The organism is Pseudomonas fluorescens group sp. (assembly GCF_020093335.1).
Lineage (GTDB): Bacteria > Pseudomonadota > Gammaproteobacteria > Pseudomonadales > Pseudomonadaceae > Aquipseudomonas > Aquipseudomonas petroselini.
In genome coordinates, this window is sequence record NZ_JAIOKW010000016.1 from 84,637 (window position 1) to 102,092 (window position 17,456).

At 58.2% G+C, this 17,456-nt stretch carries 20 protein-coding genes; 18 read left to right on the top strand and 2 right to left on the bottom strand.

Features of this window, described 5'->3' with window-relative positions; all coding sequences use genetic code 11:
• The first annotated feature begins 68 nt into the window (after positions 1–68).
• The gene (locus K7431_RS17930) at positions 69–911 is read left to right on the top strand and encodes a mechanosensitive ion channel family protein (protein ID WP_015885621.1); all 843 of its coding nucleotides are present in this window, start codon (positions 69–71) and stop codon (positions 909–911) included.
• Between the two features lie 192 nt (positions 912–1,103).
• Here the strand turns inward: K7431_RS17930 and K7431_RS17935 are convergent, their stop codons facing one another.
• Positions 1,104–2,396, bottom strand: coding sequence for an OprD family porin (locus tag K7431_RS17935; RefSeq protein ID WP_015885620.1), 1,293 nt, complete (start codon positions 2,394–2,396; stop codon positions 1,104–1,106).
• A gap of 872 nt (positions 2,397–3,268) precedes the next feature.
• Between K7431_RS17935 and K7431_RS17940 the strand changes: the two genes are divergently transcribed.
• The gene (locus K7431_RS17940; protein WP_015885619.1) at positions 3,269–3,694 is read left to right on the top strand and encodes an HIT domain-containing protein; all 426 of its coding nucleotides are present in this window, start codon (positions 3,269–3,271) and stop codon (positions 3,692–3,694) included.
• A 3-nt stretch (positions 3,695–3,697) separates the two neighbouring features.
• A complete protein-coding gene (locus K7431_RS17945; RefSeq protein ID WP_015885618.1) occupies positions 3,698–3,904 on the top strand; it encodes a SlyX family protein in 207 nt (68 codons plus the stop codon).
• Between the two features lie 68 nt (positions 3,905–3,972).
• Here the strand turns inward: K7431_RS17945 and K7431_RS30955 are convergent, their stop codons facing one another.
• Positions 3,973–4,575, bottom strand: coding sequence for a cold-shock protein (locus tag K7431_RS30955; protein ID WP_025854767.1), 603 nt, complete (start codon positions 4,573–4,575; stop codon positions 3,973–3,975).
• A 413-nt stretch (positions 4,576–4,988) separates the two neighbouring features.
• Between K7431_RS30955 and K7431_RS17955 the strand changes: the two genes are divergently transcribed.
• The 15 genes from K7431_RS17955 (at position 4,989) to ybgF (ending at position 17,302) form a co-directional block, all read left to right on the top strand.
• Complete coding sequence (locus K7431_RS17955) at positions 4,989–5,462, top strand: Dps family protein (RefSeq protein ID WP_003193874.1); 474 nt, start codon at positions 4,989–4,991, stop codon at positions 5,460–5,462.
• Positions 5,463–5,642: 180 nt separating this feature from the next.
• Positions 5,643–5,987, top strand: a complete 345-nt coding sequence (locus tag K7431_RS17960) for a ribbon-helix-helix domain-containing protein (RefSeq protein ID WP_015885615.1) — start codon at positions 5,643–5,645, stop codon at positions 5,985–5,987.
• Between the two features lie 322 nt (positions 5,988–6,309).
• Positions 6,310–6,531, top strand: a complete 222-nt coding sequence (locus tag K7431_RS17965; RefSeq protein WP_003193872.1) for an FmdB family zinc ribbon protein — start codon at positions 6,310–6,312, stop codon at positions 6,529–6,531.
• Positions 6,532–6,638: 107 nt separating this feature from the next.
• Positions 6,639–8,414: an aspartate--tRNA ligase gene (gene aspS / locus K7431_RS17970; protein WP_015885614.1), complete on the top strand. Its 1,776-nt coding sequence runs from the start codon at positions 6,639–6,641 to the stop codon at positions 8,412–8,414.
• Positions 8,415–8,564: 150 nt separating this feature from the next.
• A complete protein-coding gene (locus K7431_RS17975; protein ID WP_015885613.1) occupies positions 8,565–9,311 on the top strand; it encodes a YebC/PmpR family DNA-binding transcriptional regulator in 747 nt (248 codons plus the stop codon).
• A gap of 176 nt (positions 9,312–9,487) precedes the next feature.
• Positions 9,488–10,012, top strand: a complete 525-nt coding sequence (gene ruvC, locus K7431_RS17980) for a crossover junction endodeoxyribonuclease RuvC (RefSeq protein ID WP_015885612.1) — start codon at positions 9,488–9,490, stop codon at positions 10,010–10,012.
• 67 nt (positions 10,013–10,079) lie between these two features.
• Positions 10,080–10,691, top strand: a complete 612-nt coding sequence (gene ruvA, locus K7431_RS17985; RefSeq protein ID WP_003175802.1) for a Holliday junction branch migration protein RuvA — start codon at positions 10,080–10,082, stop codon at positions 10,689–10,691.
• Positions 10,692–11,750, top strand: coding sequence for a Holliday junction branch migration DNA helicase RuvB (ruvB, locus tag K7431_RS17990; RefSeq protein WP_015885611.1), 1,059 nt, complete (start codon positions 10,692–10,694; stop codon positions 11,748–11,750).
• Between the two features lie 151 nt (positions 11,751–11,901).
• Positions 11,902–12,357 carry a tol-pal system-associated acyl-CoA thioesterase gene (gene ybgC / locus K7431_RS17995; protein WP_015885610.1) on the top strand — a complete coding sequence of 152 codons (456 nt, stop codon included), beginning with the start codon at positions 11,902–11,904 and terminating at the stop codon, positions 12,355–12,357.
• A 1-nt stretch (position 12,358) separates the two neighbouring features.
• Positions 12,359–13,054 (top strand): protein TolQ, encoded by a 696-nt coding sequence (tolQ, locus tag K7431_RS18000; protein WP_015885609.1) that lies wholly within the window; start codon positions 12,359–12,361, stop codon positions 13,052–13,054.
• A gap of 23 nt (positions 13,055–13,077) precedes the next feature.
• Positions 13,078–13,530 carry a protein TolR gene (gene tolR, locus K7431_RS18005; protein ID WP_161793227.1) on the top strand — a complete coding sequence of 151 codons (453 nt, stop codon included), beginning with the start codon at positions 13,078–13,080 and terminating at the stop codon, positions 13,528–13,530.
• On the top strand, positions 13,530–14,603 hold the full coding sequence (gene tolA / locus K7431_RS18010; protein WP_015885608.1) for a cell envelope integrity protein TolA: 1,074 nt from the start codon (positions 13,530–13,532) through the stop codon (positions 14,601–14,603). The genes tolR and tolA overlap by 1 nt, the downstream gene beginning before the upstream one ends.
• 17 nt (positions 14,604–14,620) lie before the next feature.
• A complete protein-coding gene (tolB, locus tag K7431_RS18015; RefSeq protein ID WP_043205819.1) occupies positions 14,621–15,901 on the top strand; it encodes a Tol-Pal system beta propeller repeat protein TolB in 1,281 nt (426 codons plus the stop codon).
• Positions 15,902–15,958: 57 nt separating this feature from the next.
• The gene (gene pal / locus K7431_RS18020; RefSeq protein WP_003193861.1) at positions 15,959–16,459 is read left to right on the top strand and encodes a peptidoglycan-associated lipoprotein Pal; all 501 of its coding nucleotides are present in this window, start codon (positions 15,959–15,961) and stop codon (positions 16,457–16,459) included.
• 6 nt (positions 16,460–16,465) lie between these two features.
• Positions 16,466–17,302 (top strand): tol-pal system protein YbgF, encoded by an 837-nt coding sequence (gene ybgF / locus K7431_RS18025; RefSeq protein ID WP_015885606.1) that lies wholly within the window; start codon positions 16,466–16,468, stop codon positions 17,300–17,302.
• Positions 17,303–17,456 lie beyond the last annotated feature (154 nt).

The window sequence follows — 17,456 nt, forward strand, 5'->3', positions numbered from 1 at the left end:
CCCTACGGGGCTCAATTGCATTTATGGCCACTCAATACACCGAACATCCGGTAAACAGGAGAATGTAGATGGATTTGAACGCTGAAATGGATCACCTGATCAAGACCTCAGAATCGTGGCTCCCGATGATCATGGAATACGGCAGCCGGTTTTTGCTGGCCATGGTCACCCTGGTCATCGGTTGGTGGCTGATCAACGTGTTGACCCACCGGGTAGGGCGCTTGCTTGCACTGCGTAATGCCGACATGGCGCTGCAACATTTCATTACCAGGCTTGCGAACATTGCGCTCAAGATCATGCTGGTGGTCAACGTGGCTTCGATGATCGGTGTGGCAACCACCTCTTTCATTGCGGCGATCGGTGCCGCCACCCTCGCCATCGGCATGGCATTGCAAGGCAGCCTGGCGAACTTCGCCGGTGGCGTGCTGATTCTGTTGTTCCGCCCGTTCCGCCTTGGTGACTGGATCGAAGCCCAGGGCACTTCGGGTACCGTCGATAGCATCCAGATCTTCCACACCGTGCTGCGTACCGGCGACAACAAGACCGTGATCGTACCGAACGGCATCCTGTCCAACGGCATCATCACCAACACCAACCGCCAGCCGACTCGCAAGGTGGTGTTCGACGTGGGTGTGGACTACGAGGCCGACCTGCAGAAAGCCCGTGAGGTGTTGCTGGAACTGTCGAAAGACCCGCGTGTGTTGGCAGACCCGGCCGCTGTGGCGGTGGTGTCGACCTTGGGCGACAGTTCGATCACCGTATCCCTGCGTTGCTGGACCAAGACGTCGGATTATTGGGACGTGGTGTTTATGCTGAACGAACTTGCACGTGATCGTTTAAAAGAGGCGGGGATTGATATTCCATTTCCGCAGCGGGTTATTCGTGTGATGCAGGAAACAGTCGCCAAGTAATGGGAAGTCATAGTCTTGAACTTGGCCGTTAGGTCAGGTTCAAGGTGCACAGGTTAATCTCGTTAGTTAGCTTGCTAGTTATTTTTCCGCTGAAACAATACAGCCATAAAAAAGCCGCTCCCTTGTTAAACAAAGGAGCGGCTTTTTATTTAAGGCCGAGGCCTCAAGTCATCGTTGTAATCAAACCGTCAATTACAAGATGTTCAGCGGGTATTGCGCGATCAGACGCAGTTCGTCGAGAGAACCCGAGTAAACCTGATCAGACGAGCGATAGGTCGCTTGACGTACGCGCAAGCTCAGGTCTTTGGCTGGGCCGCTCTGGATCACGTATTTGGCTTCGATATCGCGTTCCCACTCTTTACCGTTGTTAGTGGTAGAGGTGTTGGCGCCGGTACCTTTCACATAACGAGTCATGAAGCTCAGGCCCGGAATGCCAAAGGTTGCCATGTTCAGGTCATAGCGAGCCTGGTAGGACTTCTCGTCTTCAGCGTTGAAGTCGGAACGAGCGATGGAGTTGGCCAGGAAAATCGTGCCGCCGCCGTCTACGCCATAACCGTATTGGCCGTCGCCGCTGACTTTCTGCGCCGCCAGGGTGAAGGTGTGAGCGCCAATGGTGTACGCACCTTGCAAGCTGAACGCACGGTTGTCGAGTTTGGTCGTGCTGTCTTTGTCAGCACGTACCAGGCCGGCGCCGTCGCTCTTGGTGTCGTAGATGTTGAAGTCGACAGCCACGGATTGGTCATCGCTAAGTGCGTGGGTCCAGTTCACGTTGGCGTAGAGCTTCTTCCAGTAGTCTTCCACTTTGGAGTAGTAGAGGCTGGTGGTGATCTCTGGCGTCCAGCTGTAAACGCCGCCCACGAAGTTGGCGTCACGCAGGCCACGTTTCGAGCCTGGTTCGGAGCTGCCGATACTGTCGCGGTAGGTTTGATCCTGGGCAACGATCGAGGTGAAGTGACCCGCTTCCAGTTTCAGGTCTTTGATTTCGTTGCTGGTGATGGAAACGCCTTGCGGCAGTTCCGGCAGCAAGCGGCTGTCATCGGAGGCGAACACTGGAGCGGTAGTGTATTGATCACCGACCTTGAGGACCGTATTGGAAATACGGAACTTCACGGCAGCGCCTGCTTTGGAATAGTCGTCCTGCGAACGGCCGTCGGAACCCTCTGGGAACAGACCGGTACCGGCGCGGCCCTTGCCGCTGTCGAGTTTAACGCCCAGCAGGCCGATGACATCGACACCGACACCGATGGTGCCTTGGGTGTAGCCCGAGCTGAAGAGACCGTGGAAGCCCAGACCGGTTTCTTCGATACGGCTTTGCTCCGCACCTTGGTTACGGCGGTCACGGCTGAAGTACAAGGCACGCGTCAGAATGCTGGCGGTACTGTCTTCGATAAAGCCCTTGGAATCGTCCTGGGCGGACGCCATTGCGAACTGCGAGGTGCCTGCTGAAACAGCCAGGGCGATCATGCTCCACTTCATCACGCGCATCGTGATTTGCTCCTTTGGTTTTAGGAAGAGTACTGCCGTCCCACCTGTATTTTTGTCTGGGCGGCTCTTTCTTTTTGTGTCGGCGCAAAGTTATATCACGCTGACAATATTGGCGATACTTGCCCAACTTTCCTTTCAGCTTCTTTACGAGCTTGTCGTAGATTGCTATATCCATGTCGCAAATTCACAGCCTCACTGTAACGAGACTGACAACTTCAATACTGTTTCTAAACCGTTAAAAGAGCGTAAAAAACGTGACTTTAAAAGTTTGAAATCGTCCTTGGCGCGCATTGAACCGCTGTTGTTTTCATCGCGAAACACCTGATTCCCTTCTGGTGCCGTTGCCGACGATAAGAGGATGAATGCAGCAAGCGTGCCCAAACCGCAAACCGAATGTCATTTTTTCGTGAAAAACGTCGTCGCTCCGTGAAAACCGCATAAGCACGGGGTTTTTACGCCGATTGGTTTGGCCCGGACGCCCATGCTCCGCATCGGTGTAGAGGTGCGCACATCCTGAATCTGGAGAAAACGTTACCCATTCACCCCAGTCGGTGGGTAGACGGCGGATCTCTTTGAGGCATAAATGGGTCATTTTGGTGCAGGCCCCCAGATATCGCTTGATTGCGGTGATGGCTCAATGCCTTGTTTCTTGAGGCGTCTGTGTCGCGGGTCTCGCCATAATCTTTTGATCAGTGTTTGGCCAATTGCAGCAGGATTGGTCATTGAGCGTAGTCGAAATATTCGCCTGTCTCTAAATGGTGCACTTTTTTTCATTGCGCCATGTTCATGCGCGCAGGCGCTGGCGTGAAGCGTGGGCGATTCGCAGGTATGCTGGGGGCCTTGAACCTGACCTGCCGAACGGAGTGCCTGCGGTGTTCGCTTTAGATCAACGCCTTCAACAAGACACGCTGGTCATGGGGGATTTCCCCCTGTGCCGCCTGCTGCTGTCCAATGACTCGAACTACCCTTGGTTCATTCTGGTGCCGCGTATCAACGCTATCAGCGAAGTGTTTCAGCTGGATGTCGCCGATCAGCAGCGGTTGTGGCAAGAGACGACGGCCCTGGCCCAGTCGCTGAATGGCGGTTTCTGCGCCGACAAAATGAACATCGGCGCCCTGGGCAATGTGGTCAGCCAGCTGCACGTGCATGTGATCGTGCGCAAGCGTGACGATGCCGCCTGGCCGGCGCCGGTATGGGGCAAACATCCGGCGCAGCCTTACACCGATGCGCAAGTGGCAGCCATCCGCGGCCGTCTGCGCGAGTTGTTGCCCGCCGACTTCATCTTTACCCAGGGTTGAATCATGGATCTGCAAGACCGCGTCACCGACCTGGAAAGCCGCCTGGCCTTCCAGGACGACACCATCGAGACCCTCAATGACATCCTCGTCACCCAGCAGCGTGCTGTCGAGCGCCTGCAATTGCAGATGACCGCGCTACTTAAACGCCAGGAAGAAATGGGCGGCCAATTCGAAACCTCCGAAGAAGAAGCGCCGCCGCCTCATTATTAACAGGCGCGCATAAAAAACCGCGACCCAGCCAAGCTGGATCGCGGTTTTTTTTGCTGCGAGCGCGGGTATCAGCGACGCGGCAGTGCAGCGATCACGTCTTCGGCCTGCAGGCCTTTGTCGCGATTCATGACGGAGAATTCCACGCGCTGGCCTTCCACCAGGACGCGATGACCTTCGCCGCGAATGGCCCGGAAGTGGACGAAAATGTCGTCGCCCGAATCACGGGAAATAAAGCCGAAGCCTTTGGAGGTGTTGAACCACTTGACGGTACCGGTATCCCGATTGGTCATGTCGTAGGTTTGCGACGAGGCCGCAGGGGAGGAACGGTAGAAGCTGATGGCCAGGTGAAGAACGATGGCGACCACAGCAATCACCAGGCTGAGCAGGATGGCCGGGTGGCCGCCGACTTCAGGCATAGGTGCCAGGAGGGTGAGGGTTTGTACGACCACGGTCAGTACCAGCAGCGCGCTGACCAGGTTTTGCAGTTGATGACGTGTGCCTTTGTTCCAGTAAGGGATCACCGGTGCCAGCGTCAGGTTAAGAAGGCCGAACAAGGCCAGGTACAGAGCGTCGTGTTGTTCCAGGTAGGGAGGGCTTCCCTGTTGCAAGCTCGGTATAAAGGACAGCAGCAACGCTGCAACGCCCGTTAGCAGGTGGACGATTTTCAACATTTTGATTAACTCACTTTAAGACGGATCACGAGGAAGAGCTGACTGGCACGGTTCGCTTCTGAACAATGGGAGGCGTTGGGCACGTGCGCGGGGTATCAGCCTATGCCGCTGCCGCAGAAAGTAACGGCGACGACACGCCGCCTATTTAACAGCAAAGGCTGTGCCTACTCAAATCAAGCATTTCGGGGTGTTGCAAGGATGACGGCATTTCTGTGTCAAACGCTTGTCCTAGACACGTGCAGGCTTTTCAAACGGGTTGCAGGGATATTTCCTACTTGGGCCAGAGGCCCGGCCGCACCGTTTGAACGGCTACGCCGGGGCGAATTGCCGCGCCGGGCTGCGCATCACCGGCACTCTTGCTAGAGTGGTCCTGCACCTGATCAATGAATGCTTGTCAATTGAAGGGGATAAACATGGCAATCGATATCGGTATCAGTGAAGAAGATCGTAAATCCATCGTCGACGGGCTTTCACGGCTGCTTTCCGATACCTATGTACTGTATCTGAAGACCCACAACTTCCATTGGAACGTCACGGGCCCCATGTTCCGTACGCTGCACTTGATGTTCGAGGAGCAGTACAACGAGCTGGCGCTGGCAGTGGACTCCATTGCCGAGCGTATCCGTGCCCTGGGTTTCCCGGCACCGGGTGCCTATTCCATCTATGCCCGCCTGTCTTCCATCAAGGAAGAAGAAGGCGTGCCCAGCGCAGAAGAGATGATCAAGCAGTTGGTGGCAGGCCAGGAAGCGGTCACTCGCACCGCACGTGGCATCTTCCCGCTGCTCGACAAGGTCAGCGATGAACCGACGGCCGACCTGCTGACCCAGCGTATGCAGGTTCACGAGAAAACCGCGTGGATGCTGCGCTCCCTGCTCGAAAATCAGTAAACACCTGCCCTGAGTGGCGCCTTCCTGGCGCCGCTCGCTTGTTTCCGCGCGTTTCCTGGCGTTGTCCTACGTCTATCAACTCCCCGTCTTCTGGCTGCCTGCCTCTGCCTGCGGTTTTATAAGGCCATCGCCCAATGGGACAACCCATGGGCTGCTGTTTGGCAATGGAGTGTCAGGTGTATGTCACGCGGAGTGGGTAATGGAGTGATGGAAACCGGTGGTTTTCATAGGATAAAGATCGACCCTTTTGCGAAAGGGTTCGATATGGGGCTGGCCAAGCCATTGTCCCGGTCGGTAAGGCTCAACGGGTTTTCCACGTGCCTGCGATTGGAGCAGATCTACTGGAATATCCTCACGGAGATAGCCAGGATCAACGCCTGTTCAGTCAGTGCGTTGCTGTCCTATGTCGACCGGGAAGTGCACTTGCGTTATGGCGGTGTGAAAAACTTCAGTGGGTTGGTCAGGGTGGTCTGTGTGGTTCACGCCTTGAAAGGGGGTGTTGAACCGTCCTGTTCACCGGAATAGTGCATTGAGCACCGGCACCTGCCCTTGTAGTGAGCGGGCTTGCCCCGCGCTGGGCTGCGTAGCGGCCCCAAACCAGGCGACCCAGGCCTATCCTGGACCTCGGGTGTCCTTATTGGGGGGGGCTTCATTGGCGCGGCTTCGCCACCCAGCGCGGGGCAAGCCCGCTCACCACAAGGTCGTACGCTGAGATGGGCAAGGCTCCGGCAGAAAGCCGGCTGCGCTGCCTCGATTTACCAGATATAATCCCGCGCTTTGCTACGCATGCTGCGGAACCCGTAGGGCAGGCGTGGCGCAGTAACGATCTGATCGCCGAGACATCTCCATGCCCATGTACGACTATCAATGTGCTTCCTGTGGTCATCAGTTGGAAGCCATTCAGAAGATCAGCGCCGCGCCGCTGGTCGATTGCCCTGCCTGCCAGGCACCGGAGCTCAAGAAGATGTTGTCCATGCCGGGCTTCCGCCTGAGCGGCAGCGGCTGGTATGAGACCGACTTCAAGACCGGCGCCAAGAAGAACCTCGCCGGCGGCGACAAAGCAGACTGAGTTGAACTCTACGCGCAGGCTCCTGCATTATCCGTCCCCTGCTTTAATGTACGGTGACGAGGCAGGCCTCCACCGAATTTCGAATTACGAGAAGTGAAACCACTACCATGATGCGCAGCCATTATTGCGGCCAACTGAACGAGACCCTGGAAGGTCAGGAAATCACCCTTTGCGGATGGGTTCACCGTCGCCGCGACCACGGCGGGGTGATCTTCCTCGATATCCGTGATCGTGATGGTCTGGCCCAAGTGGTGTTCGACCCTGACCGCGCCGAGAGCTTCGCCGCCGCTGACCGCGTGCGCAGCGAGTACGTCGTGAAGATCACCGGTAAGGTTCGCCTGCGTCCGGCGGGTGCCGTGAACAAGAACATGGCGTCCGGCGGCATCGAAGTGCTGGGTTACGAGTTGGAAGTGCTGAACGAATCGGAAACCCCGCCGTTCCCACTCAACGAATACTCCGACGTGGGCGAAGAAACCCGCCTGCGCTATCGCTTCCTGGACCTGCGTCGTCCGGAAATGGCCGAGAAGCTGCGCCTGCGTTCGCGCATGACTACCAGCATCCGTCGTTTCCTCGACGAGAACGGCTTCCTGGATGTCGAAACCCCGATCCTGACCCGGGCCACCCCGGAAGGCGCGCGTGACTACCTGGTGCCTAGCCGTACCCACGCCGGTTCTTTCTTTGCTCTGCCGCAATCGCCGCAACTGTTCAAGCAATTGCTGATGGTGGCCGGCTTCGACCGTTACTACCAGATCGCCAAGTGCTTCCGCGATGAAGACCTGCGCGCCGACCGCCAGCCGGAATTCACCCAGATCGACATCGAGACCAGTTTCCTCGATGAAAAAGAGATCATGGGCCTCACCGAACAAATGATCCGCAACCTGTTCAAGGAAGTGCTGGACCTGGAGTTCGGCGACTTCCCGCACATGACCTTCGAAGAAGCCATGCGCCGCTACGGTTCCGATAAGCCAGACCTGCGTAACCCGCTGGAACTGGTGGACGTGGCCGACCAGCTCAAGGACGTCGACTTCAAGGTGTTCAGCGGCCCGGCCAACGACCCGAAATGCCGCATCGCCGCCCTGCGCGTGCCTGGCGGCGCGAGCATGCCGCGCAAGCAGATCGACGACTACACCAAGTTCGTCGGCATCTACGGTGCCAAGGGCCTGGCGTACATCAAGGTCAACGAGCGCGCCAACGGTGTTGACGGCCTGCAATCGCCGATCGTGAAAAACATTCCGCTGGACAACCTGAACGCGATCCTCGACCGCGTCGGTGCAGTCGACGGTGACATCGTGTTCTTTGGCGCCGACAAGGCCAAGATCGTCAGCGAAGCCTTGGGCGCGCTGCGGATCAAGCTGGGTCACGACCTGAACCTGCTGACCTGCGAATGGGCCCCGATGTGGGTCGTTGACTTCCCGATGTTCGAAGAGAACGACGACGGCAGCTTCAGCGCCTTGCACCACCCGTTCACCGCGCCGAAGTGCTCGCCGGCCGAGCTGGAAGCCAACCCGGCCGGCGCCCTGTCCCGCGCCTACGACATGGTGCTCAACGGCACCGAGCTGGGTGGCGGTTCGATCCGTATCCACCGCAAAGAGATGCAGCAAGCGGTCTTCCGCCTGTTGGGCATCAACGAAGCGGAACAGGAAGAGAAGTTCGGCTTCCTGCTCGACGCCCTGAAATACGGCGCGCCGCCGCACGGTGGCTTGGCGTTCGGCTTGGACCGCCTGGTGATGTTGATGACCGGCGCCCAGTCGATCCGTGAAGTGATTGCCTTCCCGAAAACCCAGAGCGCTGCGGACGTCATGACCCAGGCTCCGGGTGTGGTGGATGCCAAGGCGCTGCGCGAGCTGCACATCCGCCTGCGCGAGACGCCGAAGGCTGAGTAAGGCTGCTGCGTGAAAGCGCACTGAGGTTTACGCAGTCTAAAAAGGCGCATCTTCGGATGCGCCTTTGCGTTACAAGGGTTGTGTTTTAAAGAGAGAAGTCCTGCCTGGGGCGGGATTGATAAGGTTTCTACAGAATTTCGGAGTTGTGTTATGGCTGGCCATTCCAAGTGGGCGAACATCAAGCACCGCAAAGAGCGTCAGGATGCCAAGAAAGGCAAGATCTTCACCAAGTGGATCCGCGAACTGACCGTCGCCGCGCGCCAAGGTGGGGGTGACCCAGGCTCCAACCCGCGTCTGCGCCTGGCGCTGGACAAGGCCCTTGGCGCCAACATGAGCCGCGACATCATTGATCGCGCCGTGGCCCGTGGCGCCGGTGCCGCCGACACCGACGACATGGTCGAACTGACCTACGAAGGCTACGGCCCGGGTGGGGTAGCGGTGATGGTCGAGTGTATGACCGACAACCGTAACCGCACCGCGGCAGCCGTGCGCCATGCGTTCAGCAAGTGCGGCGGTAACCTCGGTACTGATGGCTCGGTGGCCTACTTGTTCGAGCGCAAGGGGCAGATCTCCTTCGCGCCGGGCACGGATGAGGATGCACTGATGGAAGCCGCAATGGAGGCCGATGCCGACGACGTGGTGACCAATGAAGACGGCTCCATTGATGTATTCACGTCGTTTGCCGGGTTCTATGCCGTGCGCAATGCGTTGGAAGCCGCCGGTTTCAAGGGCACCGATGCAGAAATCGTCATGCTGCCGACCACCAGTGCCGAACTGGACCTGGACGGCGCGCAGAAAGTGCTGAAGATGCTGGACATGCTTGAAGACCTGGATGATGTTCAGAATGTGTATTCCAACGCCGACATCCCAGAGTCAGTAGCCGAACAACTCGCTTAAGCATGATGAAATCCAGTGTGGAAGCGGGCTTTTGTGGCGAGGGAGCTTGCTCCCGCTGGGGTGCGACGCGCCCCCAAAAACCTGCGCCTGCTACGCAGTCGAGCGGGAGCAAGCGCCCTCGCCACAAAAGCAGCTTCCACATTGGATCTATGTGTTTCCACAAAACTGCAGGCGTTATGACTTTAATCCTAGGTATCGACCCCGGTTCGCGCATCACCGGTTTTGGCGTGGTGCAACAGACCCCGCGCGGCTGTGTCTACGTCGCCTCGGGCTGCATCCGCACGGGTGCGGGCGAACTGGCCGAGCGCCTGCAGATCGTCTATCGCGGCGTGCGTGAAGTGATCCAGACGTACGGGCCGGTCACTATGGGCATCGAAAAGGTGTTTATGGCGAAGAACGCGGACTCCGCCCTGAAGCTGGGCCAGGCCCGTGGTGCCGCCATCGTTGCCGGCGCCGAAGAGGGCATGGAAATCGCCGAATACACTGCGACCCAGGTTAAGCAGGCCGTGGTTGGCACCGGTGCCGCCAACAAAGAGCAAGTGCAGATGATGGTCATGCACATGCTCAAGCTCACCTCAAAACCGCAGATCGATGCGTCCGACGCCCTGGCCATTGCCATTTGCCATGCGCACACCCGCTCCAGCCTGCTGCCGCATGGCCTGGGGGCGGCACGCAGTCGTGGCGGGCGCCTGCGTCTCTGATAGCATCAGCGCAATCGTTATTTCCGGTCAGGCCTTGATCTGACCCCAAGCTTTAAGGATCTGAACCGTGATTGGACGTTTGCGCGGCACCCTGGCTGAGAAACAGCCGCCGCACCTGATTCTGGATGTGAACGGGCTGGGGTATGAGCTGGAAGTGCCCATGACCACCCTGTATCGCCTACCGTCGGTCGGTGAGCCGATAACGCTGCACACGCATCTAGTGGTGCGCGAAGATGCGCAACTCCTCTATGGTTTCATTGGCAAGCGCGACCGCGACTTCTTCCGCGAGCTGATCCGCCTCAATGGCGTGGGCCCGAAATTGGCGCTGGCGTTGATGTCGAGCCTGGAAGTCGATGAGCTGGTTCGTGCCGTTTCGGCCCAGGACACCTCGGCGCTGACCAAGGTGCCGGGCGTCGGCAAGAAGACCGCCGAGCGCCTGCTGGTGGAGCTCAAGGACCGTTTCAAGGCATGGGAAGTTGTACCAAGCATGTTTGCCCTGGTGCCGAATCAGCCAGATATGCCGGCGGGCCAAGTGGCCAGTGCCGAAAGCGATGCGGTCAGCGCGCTGATATCCCTGGGCTACAAGCCACAGGAAGCCAGCAAGGCCGTGTCGGCCATCAAGGACAAGAACCTGAGCAGTGAAGACATGATCCGCCGCGCCCTGAAGGGAATGATTTAAGTGATTGAAGCAGATCGTCTGATTGCGGCCACCGGCCCGCGAGACCGTGAAGAGGTCCAGGACCGGGCCATTCGCCCCCTGAGCCTGGCCGACTACATCGGCCAGCCCACCGTGCGCGAGCAGATGGAACTGTTTATCCAGGCTGCCCGGGGGCGCAGTGAGTCCCTGGACCACACGCTGATCTTCGGCCCGCCGGGTTTGGGTAAAACCACGCTGGCCAACATCATTGCCCAGGAAATGGGCGTGTCGATCAAGTCCACCTCGGGTCCGGTGTTGGAGCGTCCGGGTGACCTGGCAGCGCTGCTGACCAACCTTGAGCCGCATGACGTGCTGTTTATCGACGAGATCCACCGGCTTTCGCCGATCGTCGAAGAAGTGCTGTACCCGGCCATGGAAGACTTCCAGCTCGACATCATGATCGGCGAAGGCCCGGCGGCCCGTTCGATCAAGCTCGACCTGCCGCCATTCACCTTGGTAGGCGCGACCACCCGTGCCGGCATGCTGACCAACCCGCTGCGAGACCGTTTCGGCATTGTTCAACGTCTAGAGTTTTATAGCACCGCGGACCTGGCGACGATCGTCAGCCGTTCGGCGGGCATCCTGGGTTTACCGCTGGACCCGGAAGGCGCGTTTGAAATCGCCCGTCGGGCCCGTGGCACGCCGCGGATCGCCAACCGTTTGCTGCGTCGCGTGCGGGACTTTGCCGAAGTGCGTGCCAAGGGGCATATCACCAAGGCCGTGGCCGACCTGGCCTTGAACCTGCTGGACGTGGATGAGCATGGCTTCGATCACCAGGATCGGCGTCTACTCTTGACCATGATCGAGAAGTTCGACGGTGGCCCGGTGGGTGTCGACAGCCTGGCGGCGGCCATCAGCGAAGAGCGCCACACCATTGAAGACGTGCTGGAGCCGTACCTGATCCAGCAGGGCTACATCATGCGCACGCCAAGGGGGCGGGTGGTGACGCGGCACGCCTATCTGCACTTTGGGTTAAACATTCCGTCACGATTGGGCGAGATGCCTGTAGTAGACGAATTCCTCGATGCAGTGGACGATTAAAAGCTTCACGCCAGACGATTTATCCGAGGTTTGTGCTGTCCTAGTGGCTGGTGTCGTCTTTCAGTCAGTAGAAATATTCTTCAGGATGAAGAGTGATAATGAAAAAACAGTTGCGGGCCGGATTGGCAACCTGAGGAGTAAGCACTAGAGTATGCGCGCGCAAAACGGGGATCAGTCGTTCGCACATCGCTGTCGCGTTTATTACGAGGACACCGATGCCGGCGGCATCGTGTATTACGTCAATTACCTCAAGTTCATGGAGCGGGCTCGAACCGAGCGGCTACGGGAGCTGGGCTTTGCCCAATCCCAGCTGGCAGGGGAGGACCTGTTGTTCGTCGTGCACTCCAGCGAGGCGCGGTATCACGCGCCGGCGCGGCTGGACGACGAGCTGTTGGTCAGCGCTGAAGTAATCGAATTGAACCGTGTCAGCCTGCGTTTCAAGCAGCAGGTCAGGCGGGCAACGGATGCAACGCTGCTCTGTGAGGGGCAGTTCCTGGTGGCCTGTGTGCGCACCAATAGTTTGAAACCCCGGGCCATTCCCGAAGCTCTACGTGCGGCCTTTGCCGACGTAAGCGGCGCGGGTAAACAATCAAAGCAGGAGATTTAGCGTGGAACCTACCGTCGTCGACCATTCCTCCATGTGGAGCCTGGTCAGCAATGCCAGTGTTGTGGTTCAACTGGTCATGCTGACCCTGGTAGCCGCATCGGTTACCTCTTGGGTCATGATTTTTCAGCGCAGCAACCTGCTGCGTGCCGGTCGACGTGCCCTGGAGAGCTTTGAAGAGCGCTTCTGGTCGGGTATCGACCTGTCCAAGCTGTACCGCCAGGCCGGCAGCAACCCGGACCCTGATTCGGGCGTAGAGCAGATCTTCCGTGCCGGCTTCAAGGAATTCTCCCGTCTGCGCCAGCAGCCAGGCGTTGACCCTGAAGCGGTCATGGAAGGCGTGGCCCGCGCCATGCGCGTCGCCATTTCCCGCGAAGAAGAAAAGCTTGAGCAAAGCCTGCCGTTCCTCGCCACCGTAGGTTCCGTCAGCCCGTACATTGGTCTGTTCGGTACCGTCTGGGGGATCATGAACTCCTTCCGCGGCCTGGCTCAGGCCCAGCAAGCGACCCTGGCCACCGTGGCCCCCGGTATCGCCGAAGCCCTGATCGCTACGGCGATCGGCTTGTTTGCCGCTATCCCCGCAGTAATCGCCTACAACCGCTTCGCTGCCACCAGCGAAACGTTGATCGGCCGTTACTACACCTTCGCCGATGAGTTCCAGGCGATCCTGCACCGTAAAGTGCACACCAGCGAAGAATAAGCAGGTAATTCCCAATGGCTTTAATCGCTCGAGCTCGCAAAAAGCGCAAGCCGGTCGCCGAGATGAACGTAGTGCCTTACATCGACGTGATGCTGGTGCTGCTGGTTATCTTCATGGTGACCGCGCCGATGCTCAACCAGGGCGTGAAGGTTGATCTGCCCAAGGTTTCCAGTGAAGCCTTGCCGCAAGACAACAACACTCAAGTCCTGACCATTTCGATCAAGGCTGACAAGACCTATTACTGGAACCTTGGCAGCGAAGTCGACACGCAGAAGCAGCAAGACAAGGCCCTGACCTTGCCCGCGATGACCGATGCCGTGACCAAGATCATTCGCTCCGGCAACGAAGGCGGCAAGCACACCCAGGTGTTCATCCGTGGCGACAAATCGGTCGACTACGGCTCTGTCATGGGCGCCATGGGCGGGCTGCAGAAGGCCGGCGTGGGTAACGTTGGCTTGATTACCGAGGCGCCCTGATGCAGCAACAGCGAGAGCCGTCCGCCTCGGAAAGCTTCTTCTGGCCTAGCGTCTGGGCGATTGCCCTGCACGTCCTGGTGTTTGGCATGCTGTTCGTCAGCTTTGCCATGACCCCGGACCTGCCGCCAGCCAAGCCGATCGTGCAGGCGACCCTGTATCAGCTGAAATCGAAAAGCCAGGCCACCACCCAGACCAATCAGAAGATTGCGGGTGAGGCCCAGAAGTCGGCTGCGCGCCAGACTGAAGTCGAACAGATGGAACAGAAGAAGGTCGAGCAGGAAGCGGTGAAGGCTGCTGCGGAACAAAAGAAAGAAGAGGCGGCTCAAAAGGCCGAGGAATCGAAAAAGGCAGACGAAGCCAAGAAGGCCGACGAGGCGAAAAAGGCTGATGAAGCCAAAAAGTCCGAGAAGGCTGCCGAAGCTAAAAAAGCCGAAGAGAAACAATTGGCTGATATAGCCAAGAAGAAATCTGAAGAAGAAGCCAAGAAAGCTGCTGAAGAAGAGGCCAAGAAAAAGGCCGCTGAAGACGCCAAGAAGAAAATAGTCGAAGACGCGAAGAAGAAAGCCGCCGAAGACGCCAAGAAAAAAGCTGAAGCAGACGAGGCGAAGAAGAAAATCGCCGACGACGCGAAGAAGAAAGCTGCCGCCGACGCCACCAAGAAAAAGGCCCAGGAAGCAGCGCGTAAATCCGCCGAAGAGAAAAAGGCCCAGGCCTTGGCAGATTTGCTTTCCGACACGCCTCAGCGTCAGCAAGCCTTGGCCGATGAGCAGGGCGATGATGTCGCGGGCAGTTTCGACGACCTGATTCGGGCGCGGGCAGCAGAGGGTTGGACACGTCCACCTTCGGCGCGTAAAGGCATGACAGTAGTGCTGCAGATCGGCATGTTGCCGGACGGTACGGTGACTTCGGTCAGCGTGGCCAAGTCCAGTGGTGACGGTTCGTTCGACAGTTCGGCGGTTGCCGCGGTCAAGAACATTGGCCGGTTGACCGAGATGCAGGGAATGAAACCAAGCGACTTCGCTCCCTATCGTTCATTCAAGATGACATTCACACCTGAGGATCTAGCCTTGTGAGAAACCTTCTTCGAGGAATGCTTGTCGTTATTTGCTGTATGGCAGGGATAGCGGCGGCGGATGAAAAGAACATCCTGGTCACCAGCGGTAGCGATCGGGCCACTCCGATCGCCGTTGTACCGTTTGGCTGGCAGGGCGGCAGCGTGCTGCCGGACGACATGGCCCAGATCGTCAGCGACGACCTGCGCAACTCCGGCTACTACGCGCCGATTCCGAAAGGCAACATGATCAGCCAGCCGAACCAGGCCAGCGAAGTCGTGTTCCGTGACTGGAAAGCGGTGGGTGCGCAGTACCTGATGGTCGGCAACATCACGCCGGCCGGCGGTCGCCTGCAAATCCAATACACCTTGTTCAACGTGGCCACCGAGCAGCAGGTCTTGACCGGCAGCGTGTCGGGCACCGCCGAACAACTGCGGGACATGGCTCACTACATCTCGGACCAGTCGTTTGAGAAGCTCACCGGTATCAAGGGTGCTTTCTCGACGCGTCTGCTGTACGTGACCGCTGAACGTTTTTCCGTAGACAACACTCGTTACACATTGCAGCGCTCGGATTACGACGGTGCACGGGCTGTGACCTTGCTGCAATCGCGTGAGCCAATCCTGTCGCCGCGCTTTGCGCCGGACGGCAAGCGTATTGCCTATGTGTCTTTCGAGCAGCGTCGTCCGCGTATCTTCGTCCAGCACATTGATACTGGTCGTCGTGAGCAGATCACCAACTTTGAAGGCCTCAACGGTGCGCCAGCCTGGTCGCCGGATGGTTCGCGCCTGGCATTCGTGCTGTCCAAGGACGGCAACCCGGACATCTACGTGATGAACATGGCTTCGCGCCAGATCTCTCGCGTAACCAGCGGCCCGGGTATCAATACCGAACCGTTCTGGGGCAAGGATGGTTCGACCATCTACTTCACCTCTGACCGAGGCGGCAAGCCGCAGGTCTATAAGGCGAACGTGAATGGCGGTGGTGCGGAGCGTGTTACTTTTATCGGTAACTACAACGCCAACCCTAAGCTTTCGGCTGATGAAAAGACGTTGGTGATGATTCACCGTCAGGATGGTTTCACTAATTTCCGGGTTGCGGCCCAGGATTTGCAGCGCGGAACCGTAAAAATCCTCACAGATACCAACCTTGATGAGTCAGCCACTGTTGCGCCCAACGGCACCATGGTAATCTACGCCACCCGCCAGCAGGGCCGGGGAGTCTTGATGCTCGTGTCCATTAATGGACGCGTAAGGCTCCCGCTTCCTACCGCACAAGGCGAAGTCAGAGAACCATCCTGGTCCCCTTACCTGAACTGACGCGGCGCTACAAAAAAAGATTTGCTTAACACACTGGGGTTCATTAGGAGTTTCACGATGGAAATGCTGAAGTTTGGTAAGTTTGCTGCTCTGGCTCTGGCTCTGTCCGTAGCCGTTGGTTGCTCGTCTAAAGGCGGCGACAATGCCGGTGAAGGCGCAGCTGTTGATCCAAACGCTGGTTACGGCGCTAACACTGGTGCAGTTGACGGCTCCCTGAGCGAAGAAGCTGCTCTGCGCGCTATCACCACTTTCTACTTCGAATACGACAGTTCGGACCTGAAACCAGAAGCCATGCGCGCTCTGGACGTTCACGCGAAGGACCTGAAAGCTAACGGCGCTCGCGTTGTTCTGGAAGGTAACACTGACGCCCGTGGTACTCGTGAGTACAACATGGCACTGGGCGAGCGTCGTGCGAAAGCCGTTCAGCGCTACCTGGTACTGCAAGGTGTTGCTCCAGGCCAACTGGAACTGGTTTCCTACGGTAAAGAGCGTCCAGTTGCAACTGGCAACGACGAACAGTCGTGGGCTCAAAACCGTCGCGTCGAACTGCGTAAGTAATTCGTCATGCGAACGTGCCGTCGTGCTCTAACTGTATTGGCTCTCAGTCTCGCACCGCTTGCGGTGTGGGCTGCGGTTCCTGTGGAAGATAGCAACTCTGGCTATAACAATAGCGGGAGCAGTTATCCGCCAGCGGGTTATGGCACGAACGGCGCCTATGCTGGGGGGGCGGCTACGTCCGCCCCCTCCGCACAGGGCGAACTGTTCAACCAGCTGCAACGCATGCAGGATCAACTGGCGCAGCAACAAGGCGCGATTGAAGTTCTGCAGAACCAAGTGAACCAGCTGAAGCAAGAAGGCCTGGAGCGATACCAGGATCTTGATCGACGCATTGGAGCCGGCGTTACACCTGCCGCAACTCCTGATAATTCTTCTGCCGGTGGCGCGCCCAGTGCCGCTGCCGGTGGTGCAGCAGCGGGGGCTGCGGCGGCAAGCCAAGCCCCTGCCGCCAGCAGCGAACCGGGTGATCCGGCGAAGGAAAAACTGTATTACGATGCAGCCTTCGACCTGATCAAAGCCAAGGATTTCGATAGGGCCAGCCAGGCATTTACCGCTTTCCTGCGTAAATACCCGAACAGCCAGTACGCGGGCAACGCCCAATACTGGTTGGGCGAGGTCAACCTGGCAAAGGGTGATCTGCAGGGGGCAGGCCAGGCATTTGCCAAGGTCAGCCAGCTGTACCCCAAGCACGCCAAGGTGCCGGACTCGCTGTATAAACTCGCTGACGTAGAACGCCGCCTGGGTCATACCGACAAGGTCAAAGGCATTCTGCAGCAGGTTGTGGCCCAATATCCGGGTACCTCGGCTGCCCAGTTGGCCCAACGGGACCTGCAGCGCTTGTAAGCGAAGCAGCCCGTTTAGAAGAAACCCGCGCCTGGCGCGGGTTTTTTCGTTAGAATCCACGCCCTTTTATGAAACACGCTTTTTGGGGCCTGCGCGTTGGCGGGGTCCCTTAAAGTGCCTGACGGAGGCGGACAGCCTGTTTAGCTGTTACGCC

What these genes read in the sequence shown, in the direction of transcription:
- K7431_RS17935 (WP_015885620.1), bottom strand. Translation starts at nt 2,396, where the DNA reads ATGCGCGTGATGAAGTGGAGCATGATCGCCCTGGCTGTTTCAGCAGGC.
- K7431_RS17975 (WP_015885613.1), top strand. Translation starts at nt 8,565, where the DNA reads ATGGCTGGCCATTCCAAGTGGGCGAACATCAAGCACCGCAAAGAGCGT.
- tolA (WP_015885608.1), top strand. Translation starts at nt 13,530, where the DNA reads ATGCAGCAACAGCGAGAGCCGTCCGCCTCGGAAAGCTTCTTCTGGCCT.
- ruvC (WP_015885612.1), top strand. Translation starts at nt 9,488, where the DNA reads ATGACTTTAATCCTAGGTATCGACCCCGGTTCGCGCATCACCGGTTTT.
- K7431_RS17945 (WP_015885618.1), top strand. Translation starts at nt 3,698, where the DNA reads ATGGATCTGCAAGACCGCGTCACCGACCTGGAAAGCCGCCTGGCCTTC.
- tolB (WP_043205819.1), top strand. Translation starts at nt 14,621, where the DNA reads ATGCTTGTCGTTATTTGCTGTATGGCAGGGATAGCGGCGGCGGATGAA.
- aspS (WP_015885614.1), top strand. Translation starts at nt 6,639, where the DNA reads ATGATGCGCAGCCATTATTGCGGCCAACTGAACGAGACCCTGGAAGGT.
- ybgC (WP_015885610.1), top strand. Translation starts at nt 11,902, where the DNA reads ATGCGCGCGCAAAACGGGGATCAGTCGTTCGCACATCGCTGTCGCGTT.
- ybgF (WP_015885606.1), top strand. Translation starts at nt 16,466, where the DNA reads ATGCGAACGTGCCGTCGTGCTCTAACTGTATTGGCTCTCAGTCTCGCA.
- K7431_RS17960 (WP_015885615.1), top strand. Translation starts at nt 5,643, where the DNA reads ATGTCACGCGGAGTGGGTAATGGAGTGATGGAAACCGGTGGTTTTCAT.
- pal (WP_003193861.1), top strand. Translation starts at nt 15,959, where the DNA reads ATGGAAATGCTGAAGTTTGGTAAGTTTGCTGCTCTGGCTCTGGCTCTG.
- K7431_RS30955 (WP_025854767.1), bottom strand. Translation starts at nt 4,575, where the DNA reads ATGTTGAAAATCGTCCACCTGCTAACGGGCGTTGCAGCGTTGCTGCTG.
- K7431_RS17930 (WP_015885621.1), top strand. Translation starts at nt 69, where the DNA reads ATGGATTTGAACGCTGAAATGGATCACCTGATCAAGACCTCAGAATCG.
- K7431_RS17965 (WP_003193872.1), top strand. Translation starts at nt 6,310, where the DNA reads ATGCCCATGTACGACTATCAATGTGCTTCCTGTGGTCATCAGTTGGAA.
- K7431_RS17955 (WP_003193874.1), top strand. Translation starts at nt 4,989, where the DNA reads ATGGCAATCGATATCGGTATCAGTGAAGAAGATCGTAAATCCATCGTC.